Source organism: Amycolatopsis thermoflava N1165, from assembly GCF_000473265.1.
In the GTDB taxonomy this organism is placed as follows: domain Bacteria; phylum Actinomycetota; class Actinomycetes; order Mycobacteriales; family Pseudonocardiaceae; genus Amycolatopsis_E; species Amycolatopsis_E thermoflava.
Genome location: NZ_KI421511.1, coordinates 1,809,480 through 1,827,261, shown reverse-complemented (window position 1 = coordinate 1,827,261; position 17,782 = coordinate 1,809,480). Strand labels below are relative to the sequence as shown.

General features: G+C 72.4%; 16 protein-coding genes. 7 read left to right on the top strand and 9 right to left on the bottom strand.

The window, feature by feature from the left end:
• Positions 1 to 61 precede the first annotated feature (61 nt).
• Both AMYTH_RS0109130 and AMYTH_RS0109125 read left to right on the top strand, forming a co-directional pair.
• On the top strand, positions 62 to 433 hold the full coding sequence (locus AMYTH_RS0109130) for an effector-associated constant component EACC1 (protein ID WP_228684663.1): 372 nt from the start codon (positions 62 to 64) through the stop codon (positions 431 to 433).
• Positions 430 to 4,803, top strand: coding sequence for a caspase, EACC1-associated type (locus AMYTH_RS0109125; protein WP_027930056.1), 4,374 nt, complete (start codon positions 430 to 432; stop codon positions 4,801 to 4,803). The genes AMYTH_RS0109130 and AMYTH_RS0109125 overlap by 4 nt, the downstream gene beginning before the upstream one ends.
• Here the strand turns inward: AMYTH_RS0109125 and AMYTH_RS49490 are convergent.
• On the bottom strand, positions 4,742 to 5,752 hold the full coding sequence (locus AMYTH_RS49490) for a helix-turn-helix transcriptional regulator (RefSeq protein WP_027930055.1): 1,011 nt from the start codon (positions 5,750 to 5,752) through the stop codon (positions 4,742 to 4,744). The genes AMYTH_RS0109125 and AMYTH_RS49490 overlap by 62 nt on opposite strands.
• A gap of 62 nt (positions 5,753 to 5,814) precedes the next feature.
• Here AMYTH_RS49490 and AMYTH_RS0109115 point away from each other — a divergent pair, with 62 nt between their 5' ends.
• Positions 5,815 to 6,921 carry an epoxide hydrolase family protein gene (locus tag AMYTH_RS0109115; RefSeq protein WP_027930054.1) on the top strand — a complete coding sequence of 369 codons (1,107 nt, stop codon included), beginning with the start codon at positions 5,815 to 5,817 and terminating at the stop codon, positions 6,919 to 6,921.
• A 52-nt stretch (positions 6,922 to 6,973) separates the two neighbouring features.
• On the opposite strand, the gene AMYTH_RS0109110 is transcribed toward AMYTH_RS0109115, so the two are convergent.
• Genes AMYTH_RS0109110 through AMYTH_RS49870 form a run of 4 tightly spaced genes read right to left on the bottom strand, consistent with a single transcriptional unit; the run spans position 6,974 to position 10,094 of the window.
• Entirely contained in the window at positions 6,974 to 7,759 is a 786-nt protein-coding gene (locus AMYTH_RS0109110) for an HpcH/HpaI aldolase/citrate lyase family protein (protein WP_027930053.1), read from the bottom strand.
• The gene (locus tag AMYTH_RS0109105) at positions 7,756 to 8,568 is read right to left on the bottom strand and encodes an HTD2 family dehydratase (protein WP_027930052.1); all 813 of its coding nucleotides are present in this window, start codon (positions 8,566 to 8,568) and stop codon (positions 7,756 to 7,758) included. Before AMYTH_RS0109105 ends, AMYTH_RS0109110 begins: the two co-directional genes overlap by 4 nt.
• Positions 8,569 to 8,572: 4 nt before the next feature.
• Positions 8,573 to 9,724 (bottom strand): acyl-CoA dehydrogenase family protein, encoded by a 1,152-nt coding sequence (locus AMYTH_RS0109100; protein WP_027930051.1) that lies wholly within the window; start codon positions 9,722 to 9,724, stop codon positions 8,573 to 8,575.
• A 49-nt stretch (positions 9,725 to 9,773) separates the two neighbouring features.
• Positions 9,774 to 10,094 carry a hypothetical protein gene (locus tag AMYTH_RS49870; protein WP_027930050.1) on the bottom strand — a complete coding sequence of 107 codons (321 nt, stop codon included), beginning with the start codon at positions 10,092 to 10,094 and terminating at the stop codon, positions 9,774 to 9,776.
• 159 nt (positions 10,095 to 10,253) lie between these two features.
• Here AMYTH_RS49870 and AMYTH_RS0109090 point away from each other — a divergent pair, with 159 nt between their 5' ends.
• Complete coding sequence (locus AMYTH_RS0109090; RefSeq protein WP_051362601.1) at positions 10,254 to 10,952, top strand: GntR family transcriptional regulator; 699 nt, start codon at positions 10,254 to 10,256, stop codon at positions 10,950 to 10,952.
• A gap of 90 nt (positions 10,953 to 11,042) precedes the next feature.
• On the opposite strand, the gene AMYTH_RS0109085 is transcribed toward AMYTH_RS0109090, so the two are convergent.
• On the bottom strand, positions 11,043 to 11,675 hold the full coding sequence (locus AMYTH_RS0109085) for a GH12 family glycosyl hydrolase domain-containing protein (protein WP_084022543.1): 633 nt from the start codon (positions 11,673 to 11,675) through the stop codon (positions 11,043 to 11,045).
• Between AMYTH_RS0109085 and AMYTH_RS0109080 the strand changes: the two genes are divergently transcribed.
• Complete coding sequence (locus tag AMYTH_RS0109080; protein ID WP_027930047.1) at positions 11,668 to 12,162, top strand: hypothetical protein; 495 nt, start codon at positions 11,668 to 11,670, stop codon at positions 12,160 to 12,162. The two genes, AMYTH_RS0109085 and AMYTH_RS0109080, sit on opposite strands and share 8 nt — an antisense overlap.
• Positions 12,159 to 13,265, top strand: a complete 1,107-nt coding sequence (locus tag AMYTH_RS0109075) for a hypothetical protein (RefSeq protein ID WP_157360562.1) — start codon at positions 12,159 to 12,161, stop codon at positions 13,263 to 13,265. The genes AMYTH_RS0109080 and AMYTH_RS0109075 overlap by 4 nt, the downstream gene beginning before the upstream one ends.
• A gap of 4 nt (positions 13,266 to 13,269) precedes the next feature.
• Here AMYTH_RS0109075 and AMYTH_RS44365 read toward each other — a convergent pair whose 3' ends face one another.
• Both AMYTH_RS44365 and AMYTH_RS0109065 read right to left on the bottom strand, forming a co-directional pair.
• A complete protein-coding gene (locus tag AMYTH_RS44365; RefSeq protein WP_037322439.1) occupies positions 13,270 to 14,865 on the bottom strand; it encodes an MDR family MFS transporter in 1,596 nt (531 codons plus the stop codon).
• Positions 14,862 to 15,461, bottom strand: a complete 600-nt coding sequence (locus AMYTH_RS0109065; protein ID WP_228684661.1) for a TetR/AcrR family transcriptional regulator — start codon at positions 15,459 to 15,461, stop codon at positions 14,862 to 14,864. Before AMYTH_RS0109065 ends, AMYTH_RS44365 begins: the two co-directional genes overlap by 4 nt.
• Positions 15,462 to 15,560: 99 nt before the next feature.
• Between AMYTH_RS0109065 and AMYTH_RS0109060 the strand changes: the two genes are divergently transcribed.
• Positions 15,561 to 16,262, top strand: a complete 702-nt coding sequence (locus AMYTH_RS0109060; protein WP_123687601.1) for an alpha/beta fold hydrolase — start codon at positions 15,561 to 15,563, stop codon at positions 16,260 to 16,262.
• Positions 16,263 to 16,319: 57 nt separating this feature from the next.
• Here the strand turns inward: AMYTH_RS0109060 and argG are convergent, their stop codons facing one another.
• A complete protein-coding gene (gene argG / locus AMYTH_RS0109055; RefSeq protein ID WP_017982715.1) occupies positions 16,320 to 17,777 on the bottom strand; it encodes an argininosuccinate synthase in 1,458 nt (485 codons plus the stop codon).
• Positions 17,778 to 17,782: the final 5 nt, after the last annotated feature.

Sequence of the window (17,782 nt, the reverse complement as noted above, 5' to 3'; positions counted from 1 at the left end):
CAACCGGTCACGAAATCAGCACCATGGGTGACCTGATCGACGACTGGGGGTTGCCGTGGAAGTGACGCTCACCGTGACGGCGGAACGTGCCGGGGACGAGGCGCGGTCCCTGCGGGAGTGGCTGCTGGGCCAGGACGAGCTGCGCGGGCGCGTCCGTCTCGTCGAGTCGCCGCCCCAGCCGGGGCGGCTCGGTTCCGTCGTGGAGACCCTGGCCGTCGCGCTCGGGCCGGGTGGCGTCGCGACCGCCACGGCGACCGTGGTGATCGCCTGGCTCCGCCGCCGCACGTCGGACGTGACGATCACCGTCAAGAAGCCGGACAGCGATTTCGAGCTGACCGCCACCAACGTGAAGGGCGTCGACGCCGGCGAACTCGCCGAACTCACCCGGCGGGTGTCGGCCGAGCTGGACGGCGGGGACGAGACCGCCGCATGAACCTGGGCTCGGCCGGAACCCGGGTCCTGCTCGTCGGTACGGGCACGCACGCCGAGGGTTCCCGGCTCCCGCCGGTCCCCGCGGTCGGGGCCACGCTCACCGCGCTGGAAACCGCTTTCCGCGACCACTGCGGGGTGCGGCCGGAGAGCCTGCCGGACCCGATCCTGGACCCGGATCCGATCGAGTTCGGCAACGCCCTCACCAGGGCGGCGGCCGAGGCCGAGGACGTGTTCGTCCTCTACTACGTCGGCCACGGCCTGGTCAGCCCGGGCAACAAACTGCACCTGGCCACCCGCGAAACCGACGACCTGAGCACCGGCCTGGCGTTCAAGGCCCTGCCGTACTCCGCGGTCGAGGACGCCCTCACCCTGTGCCGGGCCCGCACGATCGTCGTCGTCCTCGATTGCTGCTTCGCGGGCCGCGCGCACGGCTCGTTCGGCACGTCGGCGAGCGACGCGTTCGAACTGGCCTCGCTGGGCGGCGCTTACGTGCTCGCCTCCGCGGCGTCCGACGAGCAGGCGCTGGCGCCGGAGGGCGAGCGGCACACCGCGTTCAGCGGCGCGCTGCTGACCCTGCTGGCGGAGGGCGATCCCGCCGGGCTGCCCGACCTGACCGTGGAAGCCGCCTACCGGCACCTCCGGCGCGTCCTGCCGTCGCGGAACGTGCCTGCGCCGGTCCGCCACCTCAGCGGGCAGGCCGGCGACCTCGTCCTGGCCCCGAACCCCGCCGCCGCGCCGCCACGGCTCCCGGTCCCGCGCACCGACGGGCAGCCGCAGGCCGACCAGCCCTGCCCGTACCGCGGACTGGACCCGTTCACCGCCGACGACGCCCGGTTCTTCTTCGGGCGCGAACAGCTCACCCGGGAACTGCTCGACGACCTGGCCGCGTGGTCCGCCGAACCCGGCCCGGTCGCCGTGGTCGGCCTGTCCGGCGCGGGGAAGTCCTCGCTGCTGCGCGCCGGCCTGCTGCCCGCCGTCGAGCGCGGCGAACTGCGCGTGCCCGGCTCGCGCACCTGGCCGCACATGCTGCTCACCCCGGGCGAGGACCCGCTCGGCAACCTCGCCGCCCGGCTGGCCGCGCCGGCCGGCCTGACCCCCGAGGCGATCCGGGCGGACCTCACCGCCGATCCGGCGCGGCTGGCCGACCTCCTGCGCCGCGCGCTGCGACGCCAGGCCGGCGGACGCGACGTGCCCGGCGGGCGGCTGCTGCTCGTGGTCGACCAGTTCGAGGAACTGTTCACGACGTGCGCCGACGAGGACCAGCGGCGGGCCTTCGTCCGCGCGCTCACCGCGGCCGCCGAGGAGACCGCGCTGGTGGTGCTCGGCTTGCGCGCGGACTTCTACGCCCACTGCCTGGCCTATCCGGAACTGGCCGGGGTGCTCAAGGACCGCCAGCTGCCGGTCCCGGCGATGACCTTCGCCCAGCTGCGCGACGCCATCGAAAAACCTGCGACGGCCGCGGGCCTCCAGCTCGAACCTGGCCTGACCGAGCTGCTGCTGCGCGACGTGCGGGCCGGCGGTGACTTCGGCTCCGGCACCCTGCCGCTGCTGTCCTACGCCCTGCTCCTCACCTGGCGGTCGCGGCAGGGCCGCACGCTCACGCTCGCCGGCTACCAGGCCACCGGCGGGGTGTGGGACGCCATCACCCGCCAGGCCGAGACCATCTACAACGGACTCGACGCGGACGGACAGCGGGCCGCGCGGCTGATGCTGCTGCGGATGGTGAGCGTCGGCGACGGCACCGAGGACACCCGGCGGCGGGTCCGGCTGTCCGAACTGGACGCCGGAGCCGCGGCCGTGCGCGACCGGTTCGCGGCCGCGCGGCTGGTCACCGTCGACGGCGACACCGCCCAGATCTCCCACGAGGCCCTGCTGCGCGCCTGGCGGCGCTTGGGGGAGTGGATCGACACCGACCGGGCCGGTCTCGTCATCCACCAGCGGCTCGCCGAATCCGCCCGGCTGTGGGACCGGGACGGCCGGGACGGGAGCGCGCTCCACCGGGGCAACCAGCTGCAGCTGGCGCGGGACTGGGCGGCCGACCACCCGGAGCAGCTGGACGAGCTGAGCAGGCGGTTCCTCGACGTGAGCGTGCGCGCCGACCGGCGGCGGCGGCAGGTCCGCGCGGTAGTGGGCGGCGCGCTGGTCGTCCTCCTCGTCGCCGCGCTGGTCGCGGCCGTGCTCGCGGTGCAGGGCCGCAACGAAGCCAGGGCCCAGCAGCGGAGGGCGACCGCGCGCGCCCTGATCGACCGGGCCGAGAGCGCCCGCGACACCGCGCCGCAGCTCGCGCTCATGCTCGGCATCGCCGCCGACCGGCTCGACAGCACCGCCGACAGCACCGCGAGCCTGGTCACGGGTCTGCTGGACCCCTACGCGGGAACCCTGGAGGCGCACACCGCCCCGGTGTCGGCCGTGGTGTTCAGCGGCGACGGGCGCCGGCTCGCGACCAGCGGCATGGACAACCGGATCTTCCTGTGGGACACCGCCGATCCGGCGCGCCCGCTGGGCGAGATCACCGACACCACACCCTCGAACGGGTTCCTGTTCGGCCCGGACGGCCGCACGTTGTTCGTCGGCGAGTTCACCGGCCGCGTCAGCGTGTGGGACGTCGCCGCCGCGCCGGCGCGGGTGGGGGAAGTGCCGACAGGCGGCGGTTACATCACCGCGGCCGCGCTCGACCCCGGCGGCACGGTGTTCGCCACCGGCAGCCTCGACGGCGCGGTGCGGCTGTGGGACGTCGCGGACCGCACCCGGCCGCGCCTGCTGACCACGCTCACCGGCTACCCGGACCAGATCGGCGCGATGGCGTTCAGCCCGGACGGCGGCGTGCTGGCGGCGGGCGGCTACAACCCGGAGCAGCCGAAGGCCGCGGGCGTGGTCCTGTGGGACGTGCGGAACCCGGCGGCGCCCCGGGAGGCGGGCCGCCTCGCCGACCAGGACGGCGGGACCGGGGCGATGGCGTTCAGCCCGGACGGCCGGTTGCTGGCCGTCGGCGCCGCCGCGACGATCGGGCTGTGGGACGTCGCCGATCCCGCCCGGCCCGGCCGGCTCGGCGACCTGACCGGCCAGGTCAGCCCGGTCCGGACCATCCGGTTCGAGGGGCCGCGGCGGGTCGCGGCGGCGGGCTACGACCACTCCTGGACCGCCTGGGACATCACCGATCCGGCCAAGCCGGGCCCGTCGCGGAGCAGGCTCAGCGGCGGGCAGTCCAACTGGACCAACGCGGTCACCCTCAGCCCGGACGGCGAGATCCTCGCGGCGGCGAGCGCGGAGAACACCGTGCTGCTGTGGCGCCGGGACGCCGACGCCGGGATCGGCGCGCTCGACCACTACCTCAGCGTCCAGCAGGGCGCGGTGCGGGCGGTGCGGTTCAGCCCGGACGGCAGGCTCGCCGCGGTCGGCAGCGGGGACGGGACCGTGGGCCTGTGGGACGTCACCGACCGCGACCGGCCACGCGGGATCCGCCGGGTGTCGGGCCACACGAACTGGGTCGACGCGGTCGCCTTCGCCCCGGACAGCCGCACGCTCGCCAGCGCAGGCGAGGACGGCGTGGTGATCCTGTGGGACGTCAGCGATCCGGCGAACCCCCGGGAACGGGCCCGCGTCACCGAATCGATGGCGCCGGCGTCCACAGTGGAGTTCGATCCGAGCGGGCGCCTGCTCGCGGTGGGGACGGGGAACGGTTCGGTGAGCCTGTACGACGTCGCCGACCCCGGCCGCCCGGCACGGGTCGCGGTCGTGCCGGCGCACCGGGCGCTCGTGTCCGCCGTGGCGTTCGGCGACCAGGGACGCGTCCTGGCCACCGGCAGCTACGACGGAACCGGCTCGCTCTGGGACCTGTCGGACCCGGCCGCGCCCCGCGAGCTGTCGAAGTTCACCGCGCACACCGGCCGCTGGTACGCGCTGGCGTTCGACCCGGCGGGCCGGACCCTCGCCACCGCGAGCGAGGACACCACCGTCATCCTGTGGGACGTCCGCGATCCGGCCGCGCCACGGGTGCTGGGATCCCCGTTGGCGCGGCACACCGGCCGGGTCCGGTCCGTCGCGTTCAGCCCGGACGGCCGGATGCTCGCCACCGGCAGCGAGGACCAGACCACCCGGGTCTGGGACGTCACCGACCCGACGCGGCCGGTGTCGATGGTCCGGCTCAGCAGCCAGCAGGCGATGATCATCACGGTGGCGTTCAGCCCGGACGGGCGGACCCTGGCCACCGGCGACGGCGAAAACCGGGCGTACCTGTGGGACACCGGGGAGGTCGTCGACATCCGCGAGCACGCGGTGGAGCAGGCCTGCCGGCGCGCCGGACGGGGCCTCAACCCGGACGAGTGGCGGCAGCAGGTGCCGGACCTGCCGTACCAGCAGACGTGCCCGTGACCGCCCGCAGGCAGCGTTCGCCCTGCCGCCGCAGGGCTTCGGCGAGTTCCGGTGGGCCGTCGGCGAGTGTGAAGGCCGCGTCGACCGAGGTGATCATCCACACCAGCGCGTGCAGGGTGTCGGCGCCGACGTGCAGCAGACAGCTCGTGTCGTCGACCGGTTCGAGCGTGCCGGTTCCCGGCCAGACCCGGCCGGCCACGGCGGTCGCCGATTCGTGCAGCACGACCGTCGCCCGGCAGGGCCACATCCGCGACGACAACTGCCGCTCCAGGTACACGGCCACGTCGCCGCACGGCGGTTCCCGCGGCGTGAACCGGGCGCCGCCGGGGGACTTCGGCGTCACGCGGTCCACGCGGAAGGTCCGCCAGCCGTCGCGGGCGACGTCCCAGGCGACCAGGTACCACCGCCGTCCCCAGCTGACCAGCGAGTGCGGCTCGACCTCGCGGCGGGACGCGGCGCCGGTGTGGTCGGCGTAGTCGAACCGGAGCCGCTCGTGACGCCGGCACGCCTCGGCGATCGCCACCAGCGTCCCGGGCGGCACCTGCGGCCCGGGGGCGAGCCCGGCCCGCACCGTCGCGTGCTGGAGGGTGCGCACCCGGTGCCGCAGCCGCGACGGCAGCACCTGCTCCAGCTTCGCGAGCGCCCGCACCGCGGTCTCCCCGATGCCCGCGACCGAACCACCGGCCGCCGTGCCCAGGCTGACCGCGACCGCCACGGCCTCCTCGTCGTCGAGGAGCAGCGGCGGCAGCGCGGCGCCCGCGCCGAGCCGGTACCCGGCGGCGCCGCGCGTCGCGTGCACCGGATAACCCAGGTCGCGCAACCGGTCCACGTCCCGGCGCACCGTGCGCGTGCTGACGCCGAGGCGCGCGGCGAGTTCCGCGCCCGCCCAGTCGCGCCGGGTCTGCAGCAGGGACAGCAATTCGAGCAGCCGCGCCGAGGTCTTCAACACCCGGCCAGTGTGCCGGACAGTTAGGACCGGATCCGGCCTAATCCGTCCCTACCGTCGCCGCCATGACCGAGATCCACCCCTTCCGCATCGACATCCCGCAGGCCCAGCTGGACGACCTGCACGCCAGGCTCGCCGCCACCCGGTGGCCGGGCGAGCTGCCCGGTGTCGGCTGGAGCCGCGGCGTGCCGGTCGGCTACCTGCGTGAACTGGCCGGCTACTGGCGCACCTCCTTCGACTGGCGCAAGCAGGAGGCGGAGATCAACAGCCACCCCCAGTTCACCACCACGATCGACGGGCAGAACCTGCACTTCCTGCACGTCCGCGCGGCCGGCCCGGACGCGCTGCCGCTGGTGCTGCTGCACGGCTGGCCGGGCGGCGTGACCGACTTCCTCGACGTGCTCGAACCGCTGTCGCGGGAGTTCCACCTCGTCGTGCCGTCGCTGCCCGGGTACGGCTTCTCCACCCCGCTGAACGGGCCGGGCATGCGCCCGTCGAAGATGGCCGGCCTGGTCGTGGAACTGATGACCCGCCTGGGGTACGACCGGTTCGGCGTGCAGGGTTACGACCTCGGGGCGTGGGTGGCGCCGTCGATCGGCAGGCAGGCGCCGGACCGGGTCGCCGGGATCCACGTCAACGCGCTGCTGACCTTCCCGGCGGGCGAGGAGGGCGAGTTCGATGGCCTGACGGACGCCGAGCGGGCCCGGTGGGCGGCGATGCAGGACTTCAACGACGGCTACCTGCAGTGCAACTCGAAGCGCCCGCAGACGGTGACCTACGGCCTGCACGACTCGCCCGCCGGGCAGCTTGCGTGGATCGTGGAGAAGTTCAAGGAGCTGACCGACCCGCCCGAGGGACTGCCGGAGGACAGCATCGACCGGGACCGCATCCTCACCGACGTGTCGCTGTACTGGTTCACGGGCACGGCGGGGCCGGCCGCGCAGGTCTACTACGAGGAGATCACCGCGGGGGAGTGGGAGCCGGTGGCGCGGGGCACGGTGCCGACCGCGGTGCTGGTGTCCCGGCACGACAAGACGATCCGCCCGTGGGCCGAGCGGGACCACAACGTGGTGCGGTGGACCGAAACCGGGCGGGGCGGGCATTTTCTCGCGATGGAGGAGCCGGAGCTGCTGGTGGCGGATGTGCGGGAGTTCTTCACGAAGCCGGCTTGAGTGGTTCGGGCGAGGATCGCGGCCGGTGCGTGAAAGCGCTTCCCGCGTTGAGCTATCCCGCGCCGGTGCGGGCGAGGATCGCTTGCGCGCGCAGGATGACCGGGCGGTCCACCATTTGCCCCTTGTGGACACCCACCGACCCGTCACCCATCGAGGCCAGCACCCCCTCCGCCCACTCGATCTCCGCGGCGGTGGGGGTGCAGGCCTCGTGCACGAGGCCGACCTGGCGGGGGTGGATGCAGAGTTTGCCGGTGAAGCCCAGCTTGATCGCGTGCGCGAGGTCGGCTTGGAGGATGTCGGTGTTGTGGAGGGTGGTGGTGACGCCGTCGATGGGGGCGGCGCGGCCGGTGGCCGCGGCGGCGATCACCACCGCGGAGCGGGCGTGGTGCAGGGCGGTGTGGGAGTGGTGGTCGACGCCGAGTTGGGTGGCGAGGTCGATGCTGCCGAACGCGGGCCGCACCACGTTCTCGGCGGCGCAGACCTCCACGGCCCGCACCACGCCGAGGGCGGTTTCGATCAACGGGATCACCGGGGCGCCGATCGACGCCAGCACGGCGGGGTCTTCGGCCTTGGGCACCATGATCGCGGTGGCCTGGTCGGTGATGGCGGTGAGGTCGTCGTCGAACCAGGGGGTGCCGGGGCCGTTGATCCGCACCACCGCCGGGTGCCCCGTCTCGAGCCAGGATCGCACGTGTTCCCGCGCCGAGGCTTTGTGGTCGGGGGCGACGGCGTCCTCCAAATCGACCACGACCACGTCGGCGCCGGAGGCGGCGGCCTTGGTGAACCGGTCGGGGCGGTGGCCGGGCACGAACAGGAAACTCCGCGCCCCGGCGATCATGCGGCACCCCGCAGCACGCCGGTGGCCGTCTGCCGCCCGTACCGGTCCCGCACCGCGGTGGCCACCCCGTCGGATTCCTTGGTGGCGGTGGTGATCAGGCCCTGGTGGTCGAACAGCGGCGCCACCAGCCGGTAGGAGAACTCCACCTCGCCGCCGACGCCACGAGCGCGGGCGGCTTCGGCCATCGCCAGCGCCTGCAGCGGCCCGTGCGTGAGCAACCCCGGATAGCCCTCCACGTCGCGGGCGTAGTCGCGGTCGTAATGAATCCGGTGCGCGTTGTAGGTCAGCGCGGAGAACCGGAACAACAACGTCGGTGTCACCTCGATCGCCCACTCACCCGGCCCGGCCGGCACCACCTCCCCCTCCGCGACCACGGCCGGACTCCCGGTAGCTGGTCGGTAGACGATGTCCTGCCGCTCCTCGACCACCACCCGGCCGCCCTGGGAGATCAGGTGTTCCACGGTCACGAAGGTCAACGGCCCGGACCGGCCCTGCTTGTCGGCCACCGAGGCCACCCGGGTGCGCCGCGTCGCCGCCTCCCCGCACCGCAACACCCCACAAGTGCGGACCCGGCCACCGGCCCACATCCGCCGCCGCCCCGGCCCCGGCGGCGCCGGCACACAGTTACGCACCGGATGCCCATCCGGCCCCAGATCCGTCTGCGCCGGCCGGTCCAGCAGATACAGCCAGTGCCACAACAACGGCAGCCCCTCGCGCGACAGATCCGGCACCGGCACGTCCAGCAACGCCCCCAGCGCCCACGCCGGCTCCGGCGCCACCACCTCGCTGCGTTCCACAACCTCCGACACGGCGTCAGATCCGGTTCCGGCTGATCAACTGCCGCGCGATCACACCACGCTGGATCTCGTTGGTGCCCTCACCCACGATCATCAACGGCGCGTCCCGGAAATACCGCTCCACATCGAACTCCGTCGAATACCCATACCCACCATGAATCCGCACCGCGTTCAACGCCACCTCCATCGCCGTCTCCGACGCGAACAACTTCGCCATCCCCGCCTCCATGTCACACCGCTGCCCCGAGTCATACCGACGCGCCGCCATCAACACCAACTGCCGCGCCGCCTCCAACTTCGTCGCCATATCCGCCAGATAGTTCCCGATCGACTGGTGCTGCCAGATCGGCTTGCCGAACGACTCCCGCTCCTGGGCATACCGCAGCGAGTCCTCCAACGCTGCCCGCGCCACGCCGAGGGCACGGGAGGCGACCTGGATCCGCCCGATCTCCAGCCCGCGCATCATCTGCGCGAACCCTTGGCCCTCGACGCCGCCCAGTACGGCGCCGGCCGGGACGCGGAGGTCGTCGAAGGACAGCTCGCAACTCTCGACGCCCTTGTAACCGAGCTTCGGCAGGTCGCGGGACACGTGGAAACCGGCGCCTTTTTCCACCAGCAGCACGCTGATCCCCCGGTGCGGCGGGTCGGCCGCCGGGTCGGTCTTGCACAGCAGCGCGACCAGGTCCGAGCGGCGGGCGTTGGTGATCCACGTCTTGGACCCGTTGACCACGTACTCCGGACCGTCGCGGCGCGCGGTCGTGCGCAGGGCCTGCAGGTCGGATCCGCCGCCGGGCTCGGTCAGCGCCATCGTGGCCCGCAGCTCGCCGGTCGCCATCCGCGGCAGGTAGCGGTCCCGCTGCTCCCGCGTGCCGTAGTCGACCAGCAGCTTGGCGACCACCGTGTGCCCGCCCATCGCGCCGGCCAGGCTCATCCAGCCGCGCGCCAGTTCCTCGGTGACCGCGGCGTAGCACTGCGCCGACACCGACGCCTCACCCCACGGCGCCGGGATCGCCAGCCCGAAAATGCCCATCTGCTTCATCGCCTCGATGAGCTTCTCCGGATAGGTGTTCGCGTGCTCCAGCTCCCGCGCCACCGGCCGCACCTCGCGGTCGACCCACTCGCCGACCGCCGCGACGATCGCCGTCTCGTCCTCGGTCAGGCCGTCCATCCGGTGTCCTTCCTGCGTTGCCTGGTTCTCACTATCGCTCACCCGCCGATCACCCCGCGAGCGCGAGGTAGCTGCCGGCGCCGGGCTGCGTGAGCGGCGCGAACCGCGGGTGCCGCGCCGGCGTGGAGTCCCGTGCCAGCTCGGCGAACGTGGGGTAGCGCGACCACAACACCGACGTCGGCCGCAGCACGCCCCGGCCGTGCGGAAGTGCTTGACCAGGACGGGAAAAGCGGCTCGGGCGGTGTCGGGTCGCGGCGCCGTCCGGCATCACCTCGATGACCCGCGTGGTTGCCAGGTTCTCGACCGGGATCGTGTGCGGGCCGCCCGGCTGGAAGGCGCCGTCCGCGTAGGTCGCGTTGCGGTCGGTCACGGCGACTCCCCTCGGGCGGTCTCGGCTCGCCCGCTCCGGCAAGCGCTCACCAGGACTCTATTCTATAGAATCTGCGAGATGACAGCCGCCGGTTATCCACATCACACACTTTTCTATGGGATATAGGATGGCGGCGGATGGCCGGCACGGAGGCGCGTCATGGGTGCAACGCACGGCCGCGGGGGCAGCCTGCGGCGCACGTCGTTCGAGAACAAGCAGCAGCTCAGCGAAAAGGTCGCCGCCTACATCCGCGAGGGCATCATGGTCGGCCAGTTTCGCGCCGGCGAGTACATCCGCACCGAGCGGCTGGCCGAGGAGCTCGGCGTCAGCCCCACCCCGGTGCGCGAGGCGCTGATGCTGCTGGGCAGCGAGGGGTCGGTGCGGTGGGAGCCGCGGCGCGGCTACCGCGTCGTGCCGCTGACCAGCCGCGACGTCGGCGACCTGTTCCGGGTGCAGGCCTTCATCGCGGGCGAGCTCGCCGCCCGCGCCGCCACCGAGCTGCGGGACGAGGAGCTGGACCTGCTGGAGGAGACCCAGGCCAAGCTGGAGCAGGCGGAGCGGGACGGCGACTTCGACCTCGTCGAGTCGCTGAACTACCAGATCCACCGCACGATCAACAAGGCGTCGGACTCGGCGCGGCTGGCTGTCCTGCTCGGCGTCACGGTGAACTACGTGCCGCTCGGGTACTACGCCTCGATCGAGGGGTGGTCGTCGGCCTCGGCCCACGACCACAGCTCGATCTTCCAGGCCCTGCGCGCCCGTGACCCGGAGGGGGCCCGCAAGGCGATGTCGGCGCACATCGAGCACGTCGGCGGGCAGCTCGTGGAGCACCTGCGCCAGCGCGAAGTGCTCAGCTGACGGTCTTGCTCGCGACCGCGGCCAGGTCCTCCCAGGCGGCGGCGAAGGCGTCCCGCCCGTCCGGGGACGGGCGGGACGCGGCCGGCGGAATCAGTTCATCGTCACGGAGAAGTCGGAGACGGTGAACCGGGCGGGCACGCCGCCGGTGGAGCAGAACTCGATGCCGTAGCCGAGCTGGTTGACGGTCGGGTTCGGCGGAATGTAGCCGCGGCCGACCGACCAGTCGATCATCGCCTTGATGTCGATGTTGCCGGAGTACTGGGTGGACTGCGCGACGAAGGCGAGGTAGCCGCTGCCGTTGGCCCACACGTCGTAGGTCACGCCGCCCGCGGTGTAGGTGGCGACCTTCTCCCCGGAGGGCACCTGGTTGTGGTTCTCCGTCCACACCATCAGTTCGGTGACCCCGGGCTGCTGACCGACGCCGTTGAGCCAGATGTCGTAGGCGACGTCGTAGATCCCGGTGGCGGGCCCGCGGCCGGCGAAGGTGGAGGTGATGGTGGAGTAGTCCGACAGCGGGGCGCCGTCGAGGTTGTTGATGTCCTTGTGGACGTTCGGGTAGGTCTTCACCGACGTGGAGTCGGGCTGGGTGGAGTCGACGTACCAGTTGTCGTGGGCGCAGGCATGCAGGGTTTCCGGGCCCGCCTCGTCCTGGTTCCACATGTTGTTGTGCACGTAGTAGCCGCCGTCGGACCAGCCGCCGTCGGGGTCGCTGGTGGTGAACACCGGGTCTGCGCAGGTCTTCTCCGGCGCCGGGGTGCTCGCGGCGGAGGTGGCGGAGGTGCTGGTGCCGGACCTGCTCGTGGCGGATGTGCTGAGGGGCGTCGTGCTACTGGGCGTCGTGCTGCTGGGCGTGCTGGACGTGATGGGCGGTGTGCTGGTCGTGCTGCTCGCCGCGGCGCTGGTCGTGCCCGGCGCGGCGCTCGCGCTGGACGACGGGGCAGGTCCGCCGCGGGAGGCCTGCGTGGCCCAGGAACTCCCGGGGTCGCAGGCCGCAGCGCTCAGCAGGACCAGGGGAGCGGCGAGCAACACCGCCGGCAACGTGCGTTTCATGTGCGATCTTTCCTGTTTCGGTTGGTCCCCCAGCCGAACGGTTCGGAAAGCTAGCACAGATAACGGGAAGATCACATCCGCATCACGGCAAAGTGTCTGCTGCGCCACGTCGCTCCCGCGACCAGCACGGTGGAGCCCGGTGATCACGGGGGCGATGTGACCAGGCGACGAGCGGCGGTGCCGATCCGGCTGGCCCTGACAGCGGGCCTGGTGCTCGCCGCCTGCGCGCCGGCCGAGCCGCAACCGCCCGTGCCGGAACCCGTCGTGACGACCGTGGAGTTCGAGAACCGGCTCGCCGAACACCTGGCCCGTTTCACGGCCGAGGTGCTGGAACCCGACGCGCAGGTGGCGGCTGCGGCGCACTCCCGCGCCACCGGCTGCCCAGGCGGGCCGGACTGGGGTGTGGTGCCGCGGGCGGAGACCGCGGTGACCGCGGGCGACCAGGCCGAGAAGTTCCTCGAAGACCTGCAGTCCTGGATGGGCGGCAACGGCTTCGCGGACACGTTCGAGGACGAGGACCGTCGCTGGGAGCCCGACGGCACGCGCGCGTTCTCCGGCGTCGGCGGGGACGGCACCGCGGTCCGCGCGCAGATTGCCCGCGACAGCCCGCGGTTCACCATCACCCTGACCGGACCGTGCACCTGGCCGCCGGACCGGCCTGGTGGCCCGCCGGAAACCGGCGTGCTCGCCCCGTTGCCGCCGCCTTCCGGGCCCGCCTCGCTCGGCGGCTCGGCCGACCTGGACCCGAGGGTGTGCCGGTCGCCGAAGCTCTACGTCCTCAACGACGACGCGCCCGCGTACGCCGGCCCCGGGCCGCACCCGATGGCGCTGGTGACCTACACCGGCCGCACCAACTACCAGGAGGAGGAGTTCGCGCACGACGAGATCCTCCTGCCCAGGAGCATGGCGGCCCAGTTCACCTCGGAAAGCCGCCCCGCGAAGTCCGCGCACCTCGTCGTGTGCGTGCACATCGAGATCACCGGCGACACCGGCCGCGACGTGACGTGCCGCTACACCTACGAGCCGGCGGGATCGGGCAGCGGTGTCCCGATCGCCTTCGACCTGCACGACAGCGTCTACCGGGTCACGGTCCGGGAGGCGCGCACCGGTGCGAAGGTCGCGGAGTTCACCCTGCCGGGAACCCGGGGTGGCGACGGTGCTTGCCCGTTCCGGTTGGACGTCCGCGGTTCCCGGCTCGCGCTCGCCCTCGACGAGTCCGAATTGGAGCGTCGCCTGCGCCCGGTGTTCGACGGCCGCCCGTGAGGCGTCAGGCGCGGCGCTGCTCGGCCTCCAGGCGTTCGGCCTCCTCGCCGCCGATGGCTTCGCCGCGGGCGACCAGCCCGGCCACGTCCGAGAGCGGGATCTGCTTCAGCACCAGCGACAACGCGAACGCGATCCCGATGAACGGCAGCAGGTACCAGAACACCGGGGCGAGCGCGTCGGCGTAGGCGGTGACCACGCCGTCGCGCACCGGTTCCGGCAGCTGGTTCAACGCGGCCGGGTCGAGGGTCGCGGTGGCGGCCGAGGCGTCCGTGGCCGAGGCGCCGGCGGCGGTGAACACGCCGTTGAGGTTCTCCGTCAGCCGCGTGGTGAAGATGGTGCCGAACACCGCCGTGCCGAGCGCCGCGCCGACCTCGCGGAAGTAGTTGTTCGTGCTCGTCGCGGTGCCGATCATCGCCGCGGGCACGGCGTTCTGCACCACCAGCACCACGACCTGCATGATCAGACCGAGCCCGGCGCCGAACACGAACAGGTACACGCAGATCAGCCAGATCGGCGTGTCCGCGGCGAGCGTGGTCATCAGGACCATCGCCACGGCCGTGATCACCGTGCCGAGGATCGGGTGGATGCGGTACCGCCCGGTCTTCGTGATCGCCGACCCGGACACGATCGAAGTGCCGATGAGGCCGACCATCATCGGCAGGAGCAGCAGGCCGGACGCGGCCGCCGAGGTGCCCGAGGACATCTGCAGGAACGTCGGCACGAACCCGATCGCGGCGAACATGCCGAGGCCGAGCGCGAGCCCGATCGCGGTGGCGTTGACGAAGATTTCGTTGCGGAACAGGCTCAGCGGGATGATCGGGTCCGCCGCACGCTTCTCGGCCACGACGAAGGCCGCCGCCGACACGAGCAGGCCGAGGCCCCACGCCCAGGTCTCCATCGCGGCCCAGCCGTGGTCCTTGTCGCCCCCGAAGTCGGTGAAGAAGATCAGGCAGGTGGTGGCCAGCGACAGCGACACCACGCCGGCCAGGTCGATCGGCTGGGTCGCCTTCTTGCTCGGCAGCGTCAGCGCGACCAGCGCGATGACGAACGCCGCGACGCCGACCGGGATGTTGATGTAGAACGCCCACTGCCAGGTGAGGTGGTCGACGAAGAACCCGCCGAGCAGCGGGCCGCCGACGGCCGACAGCCCGAACACGCCGCCGAGCGGGCCCAGGTACTTGCCGCGCTCGTTGGCGGGCACGATGTCGGCGATGATCGCCTGGGACAGGATCATCAGCCCGCCGCCGCCGAAGCCCTGCAGCGCGCGGAACACCACGAACACCCAGAAGTCGGTGGCGAACGCGCATCCCACGGAGGCGAGGGTGAACAACGCGATCGCGACGAGGAACAGCCGCCTGCGGCCGAGGACGTCGCCGAACTTGCCGTAGATCGGCATGACGATCGTGGTCGCGAGCAGGTAGGCGGTGGTGATCCACACCTGGTGCTCGACGCCGCCGAGGTCGCCGACGATGGTCGGCATCGCGGTCGCCACGATCGTCTGGTCGAGGCTGGACAGCAGCATGCCCGCGATGAGGGCGCTGAAGATGATCCAGATCCGCCGCTGGGTCAGCAGCAGCGGGGCAGGCGCGGTGGTCGTCATGGCGTCCGTTCGGGTTCGGGGGACAGGAGGGTGCGCGCGGCGGCGAGCCGGCGCGCGAGGAGGTCGCCGAAGCTGGTCGTGTTGCCCTCGCGGAGGAACTCGCGCACCGACGCCCCGGCGAGGGCGCCGACGATCTGCACCGCGGCGGCGGCGCGCAGGTCGCCCGCGGGCAGTCCTTCGCGGCGCTCGACCAGCTCCACATCGGACTGTTCGTCGCGCAGCAGCTGCTCGAAGAACCTGCCGAGCAGGCGGGGTTCCCGCTCGACGGCGGCCTGCACCTCGCGGCACTTCTCGACCGTGATGTCGGCGCGGACCCACCGGCCCGCGGTGAGCCGCACGAGGTCGTCGAGCAGGTCGCCGCCCGCGGCGAGGAACTCCTCGACCAGGTCGTGGTCGTCGCGGTGCGCGGACCGGCCGAGGACGGCGTCGTCCTTGGTGGCGAAGTAGTTGAAGAAGGTGCGGCGCGAGATGCCGGCCCGCTCGCACACCTCCTCGACGGTGAAGCCGGTGAGCCCCCGCTCGGCGGTGAGCTGCCGCGCCACGGTGGTGACCAGGGCGGCGGTGGCGGCCATCCGCCGGGTGGTTGCACTATTCATCTCAAAGTGCATTCTTCCACGCGGGCCCTGTCGTACGCCAGCGCGTTCTGCTACGTTCGATTGTGCACAACTTAATTGGAAACAACTGGAAGGATGGACATGACTGAGACGGTGGTCCTGGTGCACGGCGCGTTCGCCGAGTCGGCCGGCTGGAACGGGGTGATCGCCCGGCTGCGGGAACAGGGGCGCCGGGTCGTCGCGGTGGCGAACCCGCTGCGCAGCCTCGCGGGCGACGCCGAGTACCTGCGGCGGGTGCTCTCCGGGATCGAGGGTCCGGTGGTGCTGGCGGGCCACTCGTACGGCGGCATGGTCGCCACCGAGGCCGCGGCGGGAAACCCGCAGGTCAAGGCGCTCGTCTACGTCGCGGCGTTCGCGCCGGAGGCGGGGGAGTCGGCGCTCGGGCTGTCCGGCAAGTATCCGGGCAGCACGCTCGGCGCGACGCTCGACCCGGTCCCGCTCGGCGACGGCAGCAACGACCTGTCGATCAGACCGGACGAGTTCCACGGGCAGTTCGCCGCCGACGTGCCGGCGGCCGAAGCCGCGCTCATGGCGGCGACGCAGCGACCGGTGCGCGACGTGGCCCTGTCGCAGGAGGCGACGCACGCGGCGTGGCGCGACATCCCGTCGTGGTTCCTGATCCCGTTGGGGGACAAGAACATCCCGGCGGCGGCGCAGCGGTTCATGGCCGAGCGGGCGGGCGCGCGGAAGGTGGTCGAACTCGACGGTGCCTCGCACGCGGTGGCGGTGTCCGAGCCGGCCGCGGTGGCGGACCTGATCCTCGAAGCGGCGAAGTCCGCCTGACGGAAAACGGAAGACGGGGCCCGCGCGGAGTGCGCGAGCCCCGTCGTTCCAGGAGCGTCAGTCGTTGCCGGCTTCCAGCGCGGCGTGGTCGAGCAGCTCGACGTCCTCCGCGGCGCCGCCGCGGGAGGCGATCACCTCGGCGCCGCCCTCGGTCATGGCGCCGATCAGGCCCGTCGAGGCGGCCTGGGCGGCCCCGACCAGCTTCGGCTGCTGGGTACCGCCGGTGCCGACCAGGCCGAGGCCCGCGTACTGCTCCAGCCGCGAGCGCGAGTCGGCGATGTCCAGGTTGCGCATGGTCAGCTGGCCGATGCGGTCGACCGGGCCGAACGCCGCGTCCTCGGTGCGCTCCATCGACAGCTTGTCCGGGTGGTAGCTGAACGACGGGCCGGTGGTGTCGAGGATCGAGTAGTCCTCACCGCGCCGCAGCCGCAGCGTGACCTCGCCGGTGACCGCCGTGCCGACCCACCGCTGCAGCGACTCGCGCAGCATGAGCGACTGCGGGTCGAGCCAGCGGCCCTCGTACATGAGCCGGCCGAGGCGGCGGCCCTCGTTGTGGTAGCTGGCGATCGTGTCCTCGTTGTGGATCGCGTTGAGCAGCCGCTCGTAGGCGGCGTGCAGCAGCGCCATGCCCGGGGCCTCGTAGATGCCGCGGCTCTTGGCCTCGATGATCCGGTTCTCGATCTGGTCGGACATGCCCAGCCCGTGCCGCCCGCCGATCGCGTTGGCCTCGAGCACCAGGTCGACGGAGGTGGCGAACTCCTTGCCGTTGATGCGCACCGGGCGGCCCTGCTCGAAGGCGATCGTGACGTCCTCGGCGGGGATCTCGACCTCGGGGTCCCAGAACCGGACGCCCATGATCGGCTCGACCAGCTCGATGCCGGCGTCCAGGTGCTCCAGCGCCTTCGCCTCGTGGGTCGCGCCCCAGATGTTCGCGTCGGTCGAGTAGGCCTTCTCCGTGCTGGCGCGGTAGGGCAGGTTCCGGGCCGTCAGCCACTCCGACATCTCCGTGCGGCCGCCCAGCTCGGTGACGAAGTCGGCGTCCAGCCACGGCTTGTAGATGCGCAGGGCCGGGTTGGCGAGCAGGCCGTACCGGTAGAAGCGCTCGATGTCGTTGCCCTTGAAGGTGGAGCCGTCGCCCCAGATCTGGACGTCGTCCTCCAGCATCGCGCGCACCAGCAGCGTGCCGGTGACCGCACGGCCCAGCGGGGTGGTGTTGAAGTAGACGCGGCCGCCGGAGCGGATGTGGAAGGCGCCGCAGGCCAGGGCGGCCAGCCCTTCCTCGACGAGCGCCTCGCGGCAGTCGACGAGCCGCGCGATCTCCGCGCCGTAGGTCTTGGCGCGGCCCGGCACGGAGGCGATGTCGGGCTCGTCGTACTGCCCGATGTCAGCGGTGTAGGCGCAGGGGACCGCCCCCTTCTCGCGCATCCACGCGACCGCTACCGAAGTGTCGAGGCCACCGGAGAAGGCGATCCCGACACGTTCACCGACAGGCAGAGAGGTGAGCACCTTGGACACGGGAA

Bases quoted from the DNA above. Each gene is read 5' to 3' on its own strand.
- AMYTH_RS0109060 (WP_123687601.1), top strand. From the start codon at position 15,561: ATGACTGAGACGGTGGTCCTGGTGCACGGCGCGTTCGCCGAGTCGGCC.
- AMYTH_RS0109100 (WP_027930051.1), bottom strand. From the start codon at position 9,724: ATGGACGGCCTGACCGAGGACGAGACGGCGATCGTCGCGGCGGTCGGC.
- AMYTH_RS0109110 (WP_027930053.1), bottom strand. From the start codon at position 7,759: ATGATCGCCGGGGCGCGGAGTTTCCTGTTCGTGCCCGGCCACCGCCCC.
- AMYTH_RS44365 (WP_037322439.1), bottom strand. From the start codon at position 14,865: ATGACGACCACCGCGCCTGCCCCGCTGCTGCTGACCCAGCGGCGGATC.
- AMYTH_RS0109090 (WP_051362601.1), top strand. From the start codon at position 10,254: ATGGGTGCAACGCACGGCCGCGGGGGCAGCCTGCGGCGCACGTCGTTC.
- AMYTH_RS0109065 (WP_228684661.1), bottom strand. From the start codon at position 15,461: ATGAATAGTGCAACCACCCGGCGGATGGCCGCCACCGCCGCCCTGGTC.
- AMYTH_RS0109115 (WP_027930054.1), top strand. From the start codon at position 5,815: ATGACCGAGATCCACCCCTTCCGCATCGACATCCCGCAGGCCCAGCTG.
- AMYTH_RS0109125 (WP_027930056.1), top strand. From the start codon at position 430: ATGAACCTGGGCTCGGCCGGAACCCGGGTCCTGCTCGTCGGTACGGGC.